This is a genomic window from Sphingobacterium sp. UBA865 (assembly GCF_002295765.1).
Taxonomy (GTDB): Bacteria; Bacteroidota; Bacteroidia; order Sphingobacteriales; family Sphingobacteriaceae; genus Sphingobacterium; species Sphingobacterium multivorum.
In genome coordinates this window covers 111,604-126,833 of the sequence record NZ_DBGB01000010.1, presented here as the reverse complement: position 1 = coordinate 126,833, position 15,230 = coordinate 111,604, and the positions used below count along the sequence as shown (strand labels likewise).

At 41.1% G+C, this 15,230-nt stretch carries 12 protein-coding genes and 1 pseudogene; 10 read left to right on the top strand and 3 right to left on the bottom strand.

The window, feature by feature from the left end; all coding sequences use genetic code 11:
- Positions 1 to 112: 112 nt before the first annotated feature.
- From B2O97_RS04480 to B2O97_RS04470, 3 genes are all read left to right on the top strand, one after another.
- Positions 113 to 2,746, top strand: a complete 2,634-nt coding sequence (locus B2O97_RS04480) for a putative LPS assembly protein LptD (RefSeq protein WP_236560120.1) — start codon at positions 113 to 115, stop codon at positions 2,744 to 2,746.
- A gap of 276 nt (positions 2,747 to 3,022) precedes the next feature.
- Positions 3,023 to 4,282 (top strand): competence/damage-inducible protein A, encoded by a 1,260-nt coding sequence (locus B2O97_RS04475; RefSeq protein ID WP_286767024.1) that lies wholly within the window; start codon positions 3,023 to 3,025, stop codon positions 4,280 to 4,282.
- A 112-nt stretch (positions 4,283 to 4,394) separates the two neighbouring features.
- Complete coding sequence (locus tag B2O97_RS04470) at positions 4,395 to 5,756, top strand: dihydrolipoamide acetyltransferase family protein (RefSeq protein ID WP_070564890.1); 1,362 nt, start codon at positions 4,395 to 4,397, stop codon at positions 5,754 to 5,756.
- Positions 5,757 to 5,819: 63 nt separating this feature from the next.
- On the opposite strand, the gene B2O97_RS04465 is transcribed toward B2O97_RS04470, so the two are convergent.
- Positions 5,820 to 7,196, bottom strand: a complete 1,377-nt coding sequence (locus B2O97_RS04465) for an MATE family efflux transporter (protein WP_070564888.1) — start codon at positions 7,194 to 7,196, stop codon at positions 5,820 to 5,822.
- A gap of 241 nt (positions 7,197 to 7,437) precedes the next feature.
- Between B2O97_RS04465 and B2O97_RS04460 the strand changes: the two genes are divergently transcribed.
- The 7 genes from B2O97_RS04460 (at position 7,438) to B2O97_RS04430 (ending at position 14,220) form a co-directional block, all read left to right on the top strand.
- Positions 7,438 to 7,959 carry a Sec-independent protein translocase subunit TatA/TatB gene (locus B2O97_RS04460; protein ID WP_070564886.1) on the top strand — a complete coding sequence of 174 codons (522 nt, stop codon included), beginning with the start codon at positions 7,438 to 7,440 and terminating at the stop codon, positions 7,957 to 7,959.
- Between the two features lie 85 nt (positions 7,960 to 8,044).
- Positions 8,045 to 10,282 (top strand): Tex family protein, encoded by a 2,238-nt coding sequence (locus B2O97_RS04455; RefSeq protein WP_070564883.1) that lies wholly within the window; start codon positions 8,045 to 8,047, stop codon positions 10,280 to 10,282.
- Between the two features lie 183 nt (positions 10,283 to 10,465).
- Positions 10,466 to 11,176 carry a hypothetical protein gene (locus B2O97_RS04450; protein WP_070564880.1) on the top strand — a complete coding sequence of 237 codons (711 nt, stop codon included), beginning with the start codon at positions 10,466 to 10,468 and terminating at the stop codon, positions 11,174 to 11,176.
- 6 nt (positions 11,177 to 11,182) lie between these two features.
- Positions 11,183 to 11,461: a hypothetical protein gene (locus tag B2O97_RS04445; protein WP_115049681.1), complete on the top strand. Its 279-nt coding sequence runs from the start codon at positions 11,183 to 11,185 to the stop codon at positions 11,459 to 11,461.
- 491 nt (positions 11,462 to 11,952) lie between these two features.
- Entirely contained in the window at positions 11,953 to 12,297 is a 345-nt protein-coding gene (locus tag B2O97_RS04440) for a PadR family transcriptional regulator (protein WP_070564875.1), read from the top strand.
- A gap of 49 nt (positions 12,298 to 12,346) precedes the next feature.
- A complete protein-coding gene (locus B2O97_RS04435; RefSeq protein ID WP_147282057.1) occupies positions 12,347 to 12,904 on the top strand; it encodes a hypothetical protein in 558 nt (185 codons plus the stop codon).
- Positions 12,901 to 14,220, top strand: coding sequence for a serine hydrolase domain-containing protein (locus B2O97_RS04430; RefSeq protein WP_070564868.1), 1,320 nt, complete (start codon positions 12,901 to 12,903; stop codon positions 14,218 to 14,220). The genes B2O97_RS04435 and B2O97_RS04430 overlap by 4 nt, the downstream gene beginning before the upstream one ends.
- A gap of 185 nt (positions 14,221 to 14,405) precedes the next feature.
- Here B2O97_RS04430 and B2O97_RS04425 read toward each other — a convergent pair whose 3' ends face one another.
- Complete coding sequence (locus tag B2O97_RS04425; RefSeq protein WP_286767055.1) at positions 14,406 to 14,840, bottom strand: carbohydrate binding domain-containing protein; 435 nt, start codon at positions 14,838 to 14,840, stop codon at positions 14,406 to 14,408.
- 51 nt (positions 14,841 to 14,891) lie between these two features.
- A pseudogene (locus B2O97_RS04420) lies at positions 14,892 to 15,224 on the bottom strand (glycoside hydrolase family 16 protein); the annotation flags it as partial.
- Positions 15,225 to 15,230: the final 6 nt, after the last annotated feature.

Sequence of the window (15,230 nt, the reverse complement as noted above, 5' to 3'; positions counted from 1 at the left end):
CTTTTTTGACTAATTTTGTCTCTCGAAGTTTAACATTATTTCACAAAAATAACATTTGTCTTTAATTTTGAAGTCGTTAATCAACATTTTAACACTATTTATCATTCTTGCAATGAGCAATGCTAGCTTTGCTCAAAGTAATATTCCATTAAAACAGAACGGACTTCAAGGTAAAGATCCTATTTGGGCGACCAATAAATCGCAAGATACGAGTAAATCGAAAACTGCAGATACGACCAAATCTGTAAACGATACAACCAAGAAAAAAGGAAGTGGTTTGCAGGCCGAAGTGAGCATTATTGCGGTTGACTCGCAGAAATCTGAAGTTGCCAAGAATATCAGTCACCTTTATCGCGGAGCAAAAGTAAAGTACCAAGATTTTGAACTTTCTGCCGATTATATCCGTCTTGATCGAAACAAGAAAAAGATTTTTGCTTCTGGGATCTACGACAAAAGTGGTAAATATGTAGGGCGTCCTATTGTCATCATGGGTAATGGTGAATCACCGAAAACAGTAGACTCACTTTATTATGATTACGAAAAACAAGAGGGAAATACCTACGGTATTATGACCGAAGTTGATGGTGGATTTATCCAGGCCAATATTGTGCGAAAGAATATCTACGACGAAATGTCTATTTACAAGGGATTATATAGTACCTGTAATCTACCTTATCCACATACCCATTTTGGAATTCATATCACCAAAGGAATTGTCACTAAAAATCAGATTATTTCTGGTCCGGCCTACCTTGTCGTGATGGGTGTACCGATGCCCGTGGCATTTCCATTTGCATTTTTCCCAAAACCAGATAAAAGAGCATCCGGGTTTCTCTTCCCTTCTTTTGGAGAAGATTATACCAGAGGATTCTCCATGCGGGATATCGGTTGGTATTTGGCCTTCAACGATTACTGGGACAGTGAGATTAGAGGTTCCTTGTATTCTAAAGGTTCGTGGGAAGCTTCCATCAATACGCGCTATACCGTCAACTACAAATTTAACGGTGGTTTTAATATCCGTTACGCCAATACCAAAACAGGTATTGAAGGAACATCCAATTACGGCTCTAATAAGGATTTTAACGTCACATGGAACCATACCCAACGGCAGGAAGCCAATCCAGGAACATCTTTCTCTGCAAGTGTTAACTTTGGTACAAGTTCTTTCTTTCAAAATACCGGAACCGGAAGTACACAAAATACCTATGAAAATCTTGCCCGTAACCGTATGGGATCGTCCATCAGTTATGGAAAAGTATTTGCCGATGGTAAGGTAAACCTCACGGCCAGCTTAACGCATAACCAGGACATGGCTACACGCAGTATACAGATGAGTTTACCCAACATCAGCTTAAACGTATCCTCTTTTAATCCATTTGACAGCAAAGACCGTGTCGGTGAACAAAAATGGTATCAACGCATCAATGTCGGTTATAGTTTCCAGGCGCAAAACTCGGTCAGTACCATTGATACATTGTTGTTTAAACCAGGAGGTTTCAAAAAATTCCAAAATGGTTTCCAACACAATATTCCAATCAGTCTATCACTCAATGCTTTTAAATATTTCCAGTTCAATACCAGTGTAAACTATACCGAACGTTGGTATTTACAAAGTACGCGACAAAGCATCGACAATACCGCTGCAGGTTATAAACAACGTATCGATACCGTTCAGGGATTCAATCGTGCATACGATTACTCGGTATCGACCGGACTTTCGACCAAGGTTTATGGTAATTATTTCCCTAAAATAGGTAACCTTAAGCAGATCAGACACGTTGTTACACCGTCAATCAACCTGAACTATAGACCCGACTTTTCGGATCCAAAATATGGTTTCTATCAGCATTATAACGATCAATATGGAAACAGAAATGTATACTCAATCTTTAGCCAGGGTGTCTACGGTTCCCCTTCCGCAGGAAAATCTGCGGGGATAGGTTTCTCCATTGACAATAATATCGAAGCAAAGGTCAAAAGTAAATCTGACACCACGGATGGCGGTATGAAGAAAATCCCTATTCTTCAAGGTCTGACGTTCAGTGGAAATTACAACTTTGTGGCCGACTCGCTAAAGTTGTCCCCAATTACTTTCTCTGGCCGTACAGCTTTTTTCGACCAAAAGATGAATGTAAACTTCAACGGTACATTTGATCCTTATTCGGTCAACGAAAATGGTGTCCGTGTCAATCGCTACGCCATTAAAGACGGTAGCCTTGCGCGCCTGACAAACTTTGGTCTTTCCTTTGACTATAGTCTGAATCCTAAGGCTGCGAAATCACGTAATAACAATATTGATTCTTTAAGAAAAGAAATGACAGGAGCGGGTATGACTCCCGAACAGGCACAAGCCTTAGCTCGAATCAGCTCAGATCCAAACGCATTTGTGGACTTTAACATCCCATGGAACCTTGCGGCATCGTTCAGTTTCAATATGGCAAAATCGTTCAACTCCAGTACACGAAGAATGCAGAGCCAGATCACAAGCACATTGAATTTACATGGCGACTTCAGTGTTACGCCAAAATGGAAAGTCACCTTTCAATCGGGGTACGATTTCAAACAGAAGGAAGTGGTCATGACCTCTTTCAATATCTATCGCGATCTGCATTGTTGGGATATGTCATTTGGCTGGATGCCTTTTGGGCGGTTCCGAAGCTACAACGTCACCATTCGTGCCAAGGCATCGATCTTACAAGATCTTAAGCTCACAAAAAGAGCCAGTTCAGGAGGCAGTTATTTTTAAAATAACTGCTTTTTTTTTGAAATGTTATATTCATATTGGCCAAAAAGAATTTTCAGTTTCTTTTCAAAAAACTTCTTCCATCAAATACATCTTAAACATTTCGTTGAGCCGCAATTTTATGTAAGTTTATATACTGAATCTTCTGGGATTGAATTTTCATTTTTTAGGCGCTAGCGCATGGACATTTTAACACCAGAAGATTGAGAAAATCAAACACGATACATACCCACATATGTATTTTTCACCGTAGGGATGTGTCGCATAATTATTTTAAAGATGAAAGCAGAGATTATTACCATAGGCGATGAGATTCTCATCGGTCAGATTATTGATACCAATTCAGGCTGGATTGCCAAACAACTGCTCCAATTCGAAGTCGATATCGTTCAAATGACATCGATCCCTGATACAGAAGAGGCTATTTCAACGACATTGAAAGAGGCTTCAACGCGGGCAGATCTTATTTTAATCACTGGAGGCCTGGGGCCGACGAAAGATGATGTGACAAAAAAAACGGCCGCAGCATATTTTGGAACCACCTTGATCCGCGATGAGCATGTACTTCGGCATGTGACCAACATATTTGAATCGCGCAATCTAACAATGCTCGACATCAATCTACAGCAGGCCGATGTTTTAGCAAATTGTGAGGTCCTATTTAACGACTATGGCACCGCGCCCGGCATGCTGGTCCATCAGGACCAAAAGAGGTTTATTTTTATGCCTGGCGTGCCCTTTGAGATGAAATTTCTGATGGAAAAACATGTGCTGCCCCTATTAGCCAAACAGGATCCTGACTTATTTATCTGTCACGAGACCATTTTGGTTGGCGGAATCGGAGAATCATATTTGGCAGAAGAAATAAAGGATATCGAAGCAGAACTTCCTTCCAGCATAAAATTGGCCTATCTACCAACCTTGGCCTTTATCCGATTGAGACTCTCTGGAAAAAGCAGGAATAAATCTGACATTATGCTCCAGGTTGCCCTTTTTAAAACAAAGCTACTCCATCGTTTACAACACCATGTCATCGCGGACTATAACACAAGCATCGAGCCCTATCTGATTAAAGAGCTTGGCCGCCGAGGTGCTACATTGACTACTGCAGAAAGTTGTACCGGGGGTAGCCTCGCCGCTTCAATAACCGCTGTAGCGGGAAGCAGCACGATATTCCTTGGTGGTACCATCCCATACTCCAACGCGTTAAAACAACAATTGTTGAACGTCGAGGAAGAAACACTGATCCAATATGGAGCAGTAAGTGAGCAGACTGCTATCGAAATGGCTTCCGGTTCAAAAAAGGCATTTTCTTCCGACTATGCTATTGCGACAACTGGAATAGCGGGACCAGGTGGTGGAACAGCTGAGAAACCAGTTGGCACTATTTGGGTGGCTGTTGCCGGGAAAAAGGAAATTTTAACCAAGAAGTTTCAATTTGATAACGACAGACTGATGAACATCGAACGTACCCGTATGAATGCTTTATTACTTCTATGGAAGTTGCTTGTAAAAGAAAAAGAACAGGATACACAATAAAGTAAAATAATATTTCAAAAAACACGTTATTTAAGGAATAATATTTTAAATTGTTGAAAGTAAACCACAATTTATTTAACTTCGTTTTTCTATAACGAGATTGCTAAAAAATATGGCTTTATATAAACTCTTGCTCCCAAAAATGGGAGAAAGTGTATCCGAGGCAACAATCACAAAATGGTTAAAACAACCTGGTGACCTGATTGAGGAAGATGACACTTTATTGGAAATTGCAACTGACAAAGTTGATTCAGAGGTACCTTCCCCTGTAAAAGGTGTTTTAAAAGAGCATTGCTATACTGTAGACCAGACTGTCCAAGTTGGTGAAGTCGTTGCAATTATAGAAATTGAAGGCGAAAATGAAGAACCTGCGATTCAAGCACAAGAAAATATCGCTCCTTCAGCGGCAACTCCCGAAGAGATCATAGCATTGAACATCCCAGGTGTAGACCAGCTGCCCAATTTAACAGCTGAAATTCCATCTTCTTCATACGAAAATACCCTTCGCTTTTATTCACCTTTAGTGAAAAATATAGCACGCCACGAAGGATTGTCCCAGGATGAACTTGACCGTATCCAGGGTACCGGAGCAGAGGGAAGAGTGACTAAGGAAGATATTTTAACGTATGTATCGCATCGGGATTCCTCCTCAAAATCGACAAAAGCCATTCCGGCAGAGCACACGAATACTAGCACGGGCATGGGTACGGATTCTCCAAAAATAACCTCCGCCGCTCCGTCGCATGTTCACACCGTTGCCAATGGCAGTGATGAAATCATTGAAATGGACCGTATGCGGAGATTAATAGCAGACCATATGGTCAAAAGCGTACAGACCTCTCCCCATGTATGTTCTTTTGTTGAGGCAGATGTCACCAATTTAGTTTTGTGGCGCAATAAAGTTAAAGATGCCTATAAAAAACGCGAAGGAGAAAACATCACGTTTACCCCTTTGTTTATCGAGGCTATTAGCAAGGCTCTCAAAGATTTTCCATTGGTCAATATATCGATCGACGGTTACAATATCATCAAGAAGAAAAACATCAATATTGGTATGGCTGCAGCATTGCCTAATGGCAATCTCATCGTTCCGGTCATCAAAAATGCTGATCAATTAAGCTTAGTAGGGTTGAGTAAAAGTGTCAACGACCTCGCACAACGGTCACGGGCGAATAAATTGAAGCCTGACGATACCCAAGATGGTACATTTACATTCACCAATATCGGCGCTTTCGGTAATATTATGGGAACGCCTATCATTAACCAACCGCAAGCTGCAATCTTGGCTGTCGGTACCATTACGAAAAAACCAGCGGTCATAGAAACAGAGTATGGCGATATGATTGGTATTAGACATATGATGTATCTGTCACTCTCTTACGATCACCGTGCAATCGATGGTGCCCTCGGAGGTACTTTCTTAAAACGTGTGGCCGACTACCTGGAAAACTGGGATAGCAATAGAGTAATCTAGCAATCAGAATAAAAAAACGGCTCTTAACAGAGCCGTTTTTTGTTATTTAGTATATACTTTTTGTTACTTAAACATACTTTGTTCGAACTGTATTTTTTTCTTCTTAATCACCAATTGAAACCGCAGGTACAGTAAAAGCGAAGAGCTTAGCAGGCCCAGCGTTAACCCGTACCAAATCCCCTTGATACCCCAGTTAAACACGACGCCCATGAGGTAGCCGCTTGGTAGCCCAATAATCCAATAAGCGATAAATGTGATTAGGGTTGGTATATTCACATCCCCCATCCCACGTAACACTCCCAGACCGACAACTTGCGTACCATCAAACAATTGGAAAAGGCCCGCAATAATCAACAGCTGAGAAGCAATAATCACCACAGCATGATCTGAGGTAAAGATATAAGGCAAATAATCATTCAATAGCGCGAACAAAGACGCTGTAATCACCATAAAAATCAACACCAATTGATACGACGTGATGGCAAATCGTTCGAGACGAAAAAGATTTCGATTACCATAACTATTCCCCACCTTGATTGTTGCAGCAGCAGCAATACCACTCGCCATCATATACGTCATCGCGGCCAGCTGTATGGCTACTTGATGAGAAGCTTGCGCTGTCGCACTTATGGTACCCGCTAATAAGGATGCCCCTGCAAAAGCCCCAATTTCAAAGACATATTGCATAGCCACGGGTGCCCCGATCCGTACGATCTTCAACAATCGCTCCCGATCGACCAATGTCACTTTAAAGTATTGAATATATCCTTTAAATTTCTGCGATCGCAAGACATAGGTCATCATCACAGACATCATTAACACACGGTCGATCAATGTACTGTATCCGACTCCCTTGACCCCCATTGGGCTGATGCCAAACATCCCTTTGACAAAGATGATCGCCAAAATAATGTTCAGTACATTCCCCCAAATAGTTACATTCATCGCTTGCTTAGTAAACCCCAGGCCTTCAGCAAATTGCTTAAAGGTGCTAAATACCATTAATGGAAGCATCGATAAACTCAGAATAAGCAAATAAGGCTTTGCCTCCTTCACCACAGCCGGATCTTGGTTGAGGTGATCGATCGCCAACATTGAACCAAAATAGACCAATGCGAATAACAAGAGTCCCGCAATAATATTTAACCAAAAGCTATTAGACAACAAAATAGCACATTCTTTTTTATTATCACGGCCATTCTCTTGCGCAATCAATGGCGTGATGCCATACGCTATCCCCAAACCAATGACCATAACAACCATAAAAACAGCATGTACCAACGAAACTGCCGCCAATGGAATGGTTCCTGCAAAATGTCCAACAATCACACTATCTGCGGTATGCACCAGCGTATGTCCCAATTGTGAGATCACCACTGGCCCCGCCAATACCATCGTACTTTTGTAATACGGTTTAAATGTTTTAAATTTTCCCAACATAATCGATTTCCCCAAAAAATAGCCACAAAAATACGAAGATATTTCCGCCCTATCGTCATATTAAAAAATATTTAGCAAAAATATAACAATTTACACCCATCAAATAACCGCACTTTGTTAAGTAATTTTTATGTTTCAAATACCTTAAAATTATCTTAAATTTACTTTTGGGTCTAAGAACTATAGAAATATAAATGTACCTTAGCATCTAGTTAGTAATCAAAAGAAGAGGAAAAAGAGTATGTACAATCCAGTAATAGCATTTCTAAACATCGGAACACAAGAGATGATCTTAATTGTGTTTGCAATCTTGTTACTTTTTGGAGGCAAAAAACTTCCTGAATTGGCGAGAGGTTTAGGAAGAGGAATACGTGAGTTCAAAGATGCATCAGAAGGTATCAAACGTGAAATTTCAGATCAGATCAATAATTTCGAGAAAGACATAGACGTTAAAACAGAAGTAAAAGAAGAAGTTGTTCCTAATGATGTTCGTTTGGCTGAAGAGCAGGCTCAAGCAGCACACGAAGAAGGGGCTAAGCCCCAGGAAGCCGTCGAAGGTTCAGAAACAGATCAACCAAAGAAAAAATATGAATTCACAACACCTGCCGGTGTCGTCGAACATAACCCACATAAACAACCCGATTACGGCGAAGAGCCATCTCACATCACGTACGGGTATAACGATCATTTTGCTGAAACGAAAAACAACGAGGTAGAAGATAAAAAAGTTCCTGAGCAGGACAATACCAGTAAACCTGCTTAATTTTACTACTTTAGTTTATAATTAGATATACTTAGAGCTGTTGAATCACCATTCAACAGCTCTACTTTTTAAGATTAAACCGACAATGAGCTTATCAACACACGAAATTACCATTGCTAATGAGCTTTCTATTAGCGAAAAACAAGTTCGCACGACTATAGCACTATTAGACGAAGGTGCTACTGTTCCGTTTATCTCACGCTACCGTAAGGAAATGACGGGTAGTTTGGACGAAGTTCAAATCACCACGATCAGAGATCGTTTCCAGCAGCTGCGTGATTTAGATAAACGTAAAGAAGCTGTTCTTAAATCGATCAACGATCAGGGAAAATTGACACCGGAGCTTGAGCAGCAGCTTTTGGGTGCCGAAACCATGGCCAGTCTCGAAGATATCTATTTGCCTTACAAACCCAAGCGTAAAACTCGCGCCGGTGTGGCACGTGAAAAAGGTCTGCAACCTTTAGCGGATCTCATTTTAGCACAAGAAATAGGAGATTTCCTCCCCCTTGCCGACAGTTTAATAAATGAAGAAAAAGGCGTTAAGAATACAGAGGAGGCACTAGCAGGTGCCCGCGATATCATCGCAGAGATCATTGCGGAAGATGCGACAGTGAGAGCCAAAGCGAGAGCGATATTCCTCGAAAAAAGCACATTTGTTTCACGGGTAGTTCCTGGAAAGGAAGAAGCTGCACTAAAGTATAAAGATTATTACGAATGGTCTGAACCGTTGAAAAATGCACCTTCACATCGTGTGCTAGCCATGCGCCGCGGAGAAAAAGAGGAATTACTCTATTTAGATATTGATATCAATGAAGAAGAAATTCTACCAGGTATCGAATCCATCTATATTAAGGGTTCCAACGATGCCGCAGCTCAGGTAAAACTCGCCTTGGTCGATAGCTACAAGCGGCTGTTAAAACCTTCTATGGAGACGGAAATTCGTGTATTGACACGTCAAAAAGCCGATGAGGAAGCCATCAAAGTTTTTGCCGACAATGTGCGTCAACTACTTCTAGCCGCTCCACTAGGGCAGAAAAGGCTGCTCGCGATCGACCCAGGATTTCGTACAGGCTGTAAAACGGTTGTTCTGGACGAACAGGGACAGCTTAAAGAAAATACGGCCATCTTTCCGCATACAGGAGTCAATGGACTTGCAGAAGCAAAAAAAACAATTCAGTATCTAGTATCAAAATATGATATCCAAGCCATCGCAATCGGCAATGGGACCGCAGGTCGTGAAACGGAAGAATTTGTACGGAGACTCGGATTAAATAACGTTACCATCGTAATGGTCAATGAAAGTGGAGCCTCTATTTATTCGGCTTCCGAAACTGCCCGTGAAGAATTTCCAGATCAAGATGTTACGGTACGCGGCGCAGTATCTATTGGTAGACGGTTGATGGACCCATTGGCTGAACTGGTTAAGATTGATCCAAAATCGATCGGTGTCGGACAATATCAGCATGATGTAGATCAAAATAAACTCCAGACTTCATTGGATGATACGGTCATCAGTTGCGTAAATGCTGTCGGTGTCGAATTGAATACGGCCTCCAAACAAATTTTATCCTACGTTTCCGGTCTTGGTCCATCCCTGGCACAACAGATCATCAAATACCGGAATGAGAACGGTCCTTTTGCCTCCAGGCGCGAACTGAAAAAAGTTCCTCGCCTTGGCGATAAAGTCTTTGAACAAGCTGCAGGCTTTCTACGCATCCGCCATGCCGCAAACCCACTGGATTCGTCGGCGGTACACCCCGAGCGTTATGCATTGGTCGAACAAATGGCCAAAGACCTTGGCAAAAAAGTAGAAGATCTATTGACTGACGCTGACTTGCGAAAATCGATCCCTTTGAAAAACTATATCTCAGAGGAAGTTGGATTACCGACATTGAATGATATTCTCAATGAATTAGCGAAACCCGGATTAGATCCAAGGGAAAAGTTCGAAGCATTCTCATTCACAGATGGCGTCAATACCATTGGGGATTTAAAAGTGGGCATGAAGCTGCCAGGAATCGTGACGAATATTACAAATTTCGGAGCCTTTGTTGATATTGGCGTACATCAAGATGGCTTGGTACATCTAAGCCAATTATCGAATCGCTATATATCGGACCCCCATGAAGTCGTCAAAGTACAGCAACACGTCATGGTAACAGTAACAGAAGTAGACGAAAAGCGTAGTCGTATCGCATTGTCAATGAAAACAGATGAAAAGCCTGCGCTACCCAAAAACAAAAAAAATGAACCTAAAAAGCAGGCCGAGCCACAAACGGATATGGCCAGCAAGCTCGCTGCATTGGCGAGTAAGTTCAAATAGATAGTTGTAACATCCTATCGAAAAGCTGACCGTTCGCCGGACTGCCCCTCATAAAAGTGCTTAACATTTTTTGGCGGCGCTGCGGCGACTGGTCAGCTTTTTTTGATTCGATTAAATCCAATGTCCGTCATTCGTATCGCTGTTTTATTTTGTATCTTTAGAGGAAACAAGTTTAGACCCGTTATGAAAAATTGTACCTTACTATTCTTCCTATTTTTTGGAATTTATTTTTCTAAAATCCAGGCACAGCAACTTCACGACGGAGCCTATCTATACCAGGATGGCATCAATAAACACTTAATGCTCGTTAAAGATCATTATATCTCGTTTATAAGTTACGATGATGTCAGAAAACGTTTTCAACATACCTGGGGTGGGCCACTTGATAAACAGCCTAATCTGATCAATATCGCCATCGAGTATAATTCACAGGATTCATCTGCCATCGGCAAAACAACTCAATTGCCATATCGGAGTGAAGCAGACTCCCTTCGCCTAAAAATAGCCAATAGCTATCATCTCTATATTAAACAGAAAAAAGTCCCGCAGGACCTGGACGCACTTTGGCGCATCACTGGTCGCCAACAAGGAGAAAAAATGCAGGATATTCCGAAAGCAGACCGCAAAACAATCAAAATATTGGTTGATGGCTATTTTCAATGGATAGCGATTAATCCTGCACAAAAAGGTTTCTATGGTACTGGCGGGGGCAACTATCAATACGATAACAATCGGTATACTGAAAAAATACAATTCTTTTCGAGAGACAATAATCGAGTTGGGCAAGAACTGGCCTTTGACGGTGAAATTGTAGATGGCAGATGGCAGCATAGAGGAAAAAGCTCGAAAGGAGACGATATTTATGAAATTTGGAGCAAAGAAATAACTGAATAAAAAAATATGACAATAGAAGAATTTCAATCACTTGAAAGTCCACTTCAGCATTGGACAGCGGTACAAAAGTCACTTTGGTATGATCTGAAAGGAAATTGGAAAACCGCGCACGGCCTCATCGATCAATTGGGGGGAACCGACGCAGCACATGTTCATGCTTATTTACACCGCAAAGAAGGTGATCAATGGAATGCAGAATATTGGTATCGCCGCGCCAAACAAAATGTATACAGAGGCAATCTTGATGATGAGTGGAAAGAACTCTTCAAGTGTTACGTTGTGTAATAACAATTACCCTATTTTCGGACAGGGGCTGTTCTCTTTTATATACACATGCGGAAAGTTTGCCCAATAAAATAGGCGAAATTTTACCAAAAATTAACTCAATCCTTTTTCAAACTACTTAATATCTTTAAAAACATAAAAATATTACCAAATAAGATATAACATCAACCAAATCAAGTGATATTACGTAACAAAAATAACACAAAGAAAAATAGTATAAAACTAACAAGTAGAATGGCACAGATATTGAATATAGTCTACTATACTTGAGAAAGTATACTTTTCATAAATTTAGGTTAATAATTGGTTAGGTTAAACACTTGAAGTTCCCCACTTCAAGTGTTTTTTTTTAGCAAAAACTCAATCGAAGTAACATCAAATCCACTTCCCCATTCTTTTTTTAATTAGGACACTTTCCTTCATTAAAAGGTATATTAAAAATTTAAAACAATACATTGTATTACTATGTATTTTGTTATATATTTACTTCCATGAACAAAGAATTTATTGACAAATGGATTTCACAGCTAAAAAAAGGAAGTCTTTCTTTTGTTGTATTAGGTATTCTTGCCTATGATCAGGAATACTATGGCTACGATCTTATCCAGGAGGTCAAGAAGAAAACGGCCATTGATATTGCTGAAGGAACATTATACCCCTTATTGATCCGTTTAAAAAACGAAGGCCTGGTCGAATCGAACTGGGTGCCTCAGGAAACTGGGATTCCAAGAAAATATTATAAAATAACAAAGGAAGGCCAAAGTACTTTCTTAGAGATGAGAACGTACTGGACAAGCTTAAACCAACATTTAACCACTTTGACGCATGCATTATAACCAGATACCCTTTACAAATAGATCCTCAGCTCAGCTATATCAAGACTACATGTCAACAGCGACTGCTCTTGTAAAAAAATTAGCCTTGGAGCAAAGACAGGATATCTTATGTGAAATCAATAGCCACATATTTGAGGCATTGCAACAGCAGCTTCCCCCACAATTAATCCATGACGCCATGCCTAGTCAGCTCCAAGAAATCTTAGATAAACTCGGGTTACCAGAGACTTTTATCAAGGAAATGATTTTGTCAACGTCCATTGCCCCGTCAATAGAATCTCCTCGTAAATCCCTATCCTTATTACGAGTACCTATCATGCTCACACAAGGGATCATAAACATGATTTATTATATCATCTATACCCTGATGCTCATCGCCGTATTTCTCATCGTGGCCAAGTTTATTGATCCTCAGGGAGTCGGATTCTTCTATGCGCCCAACAAGTTTTTCATATTCGGCAAACTTATTTTACAGCACGAAGAAGCCCTACGTTACGAACAATTGGGCAATTATTTCATTCCGGCCTTTCTATTTATCATCAGTGGACTTTACTATTCCTCCACGTTAATTTTGAAACTCAAAAAATCTATTCCCCATAAATTATGAAAAGAACCACCGTATTATTGTTCCTCGTAGGAACCCTATCAAACCCCGTCCTCAAAGCCCAGGAATTCACTCCTGTTCGTATGGATAGTCTCATGTCCGTCATGGACAAAAATAACGTCTGGATGGGCAGTATTGCGATCAGCAAAGGTGATCAATTGCTTTATCAAAAGACAATTGGATATGCCGATCTGGCGCAGAAAAAGAAAGCGACCATAGATACCCGTTATGGCATAGGCTCGATCTCCAAAACATTCACCGCAACACTTGTTCTAAAAACAGCTGAACTTGGAAAACTCCAATTAAACCAAACATTGTCCGTATACGTTAAGGGTATTCCCAACGCCGAAAAGATTACTGTTCGTCAATTGTTAAATCACAGCAGCGGAGTTCACAGCATCACGGACGACAAAGATTATTTGACATGGAACACTAAACCGCAAACAGAACAGGAACTTGTCGCACGCATCATCAAAGGCAGAGTTGAATTTGACCCCGGCAGCAAGCATGTATATAGTAATTCAAACTACATTCTACTTACTTATATTCTGGAAAAAGTATGGAAAAAAGACTATGCTTCTTTATTGAAAGAGTATATCTGCCAGCCACTAAAGTTGGAACAAACCACATTTGGCCGTCCACAAAATAACGGCAGTGATCTGAGCGAATCTTATCGGTATACACAAGAATGGACCCTTGAACCACACACGGACAACTCAGTTCCGCTTGGTGCTGGCGCAGTGTGGTCAACTCCGGCAGACCTGGCCAGATTTTTCAATGCATTATTTAGCCATAAAATCATCAATGCTGCAAGCCTGGAAGAGATGAAAAAAATAGATCAGGGCTATGGGATCGGCTTATTCCAATTGCCCTTCTATGAACATGTAGGCTTTGGCCACACAGGCGGTATAGACGGTTACTCTTCTGTCGCTGGCCATTTTGATGATGGCAATTATAATGTCGCTATCATTAGTAATGCCAACAATTATACTAATAATGAAATTTTAAAGTTCAGTCTGGGCGAACTTTATAAAAGGCCCTTTCCACTTCCTGATCTTGCGGAATTACAATTGACGGAGGAAGAAATTTCAAGTCTCATTGGCGAATATAAAAGCGAGCAACCTCCTATTCAGATAAATATTACGAGAGAGGGCAACAAGGTATTTGGACAGGTCGTTGGTCAATCTTCATTTCAGCTAAAAGCGAAGGATAGAAACACGCTGGTCCAACCGCAATTTGGTGTAAAGATCGTCTTTGAACGTAACGAAAACAAAATGACACTCTATCAAAATGGACATACACTCGTTTTAAGGAAATAAGGAGATACTGCCGTTAACTACCGCAACGATTCATGGCCCTTATTCGGCACTATCTGAAATTTTTCATTAGGTAGTTATGAAGTTATATCGACATCCTCCATGCGGACCGATGCCCTCGTCATCACGCAATATCGCTAAAAGAGCTGTGGCTGAACTAAAACCACTGCTCTTTCAACTAACGTGTCTTACAGTTTTTCTAAATAGAAATCATCACCATACACAGTACCGCTCAAGGGTTTATAGAAATAGACCGTAGCCGTAGTATTATTGGCGCCAGTTGTAAAAGTAACCGAAGCATTGGAATAGCTGGTCGTACCAATAGTCGCATTGACTGCAGTTCCACCAAAGTTTTTGACGCCGATACTAACAGACTGGCCAGCTGTAGACACTTTGGCGTAGCCACCGAACCGATAGGTCGTATTTGGCGTTAAACCGGTCAGGTATTGTTCAATGGATGTCTCCCCGCCCGTTTCGCGGATGCATCTGCTTCCTGTCCGGGCGTCGGTGGAAACGACCGATGATCCGCCACCCCATGTTGTCCATGGATAGATGGTACCACTTTCGAAATCGCCATTGCTAAATAAAGGTAGCTTATACACACGTACATAATCAACCTGCATACTAAAGGGCAGGTCAGCATTTGTGATCGCTCCTGGCCATCCAGCTCCACCGGCCTGATTTAAAATCAGATAAAAAGGTACGTCAAATGGCCATTGTTGCGTTCCGCCACCAGAAACCCTTGCGTAGGTATATTGCAATACATTGTTGACGTAAAATCGAATGTCGTTTGGACTCCAGATCATCGTATATAAGTTGTAATCTGTCGTATTATAAGTGGCCGCTTTTGAAGCGGTGCTTCCACCATTTGCATTAGTAACCGAGCTATTATGGATCGTATGATACATCACACTTTCGTTGTTGACATGCTCCATAATATCAATTTCACCACAGGCTGGCCAGCCTCCATACGCCGTAGCCGGTTCGGGCATCATCCAAATCGCAGGCCATGA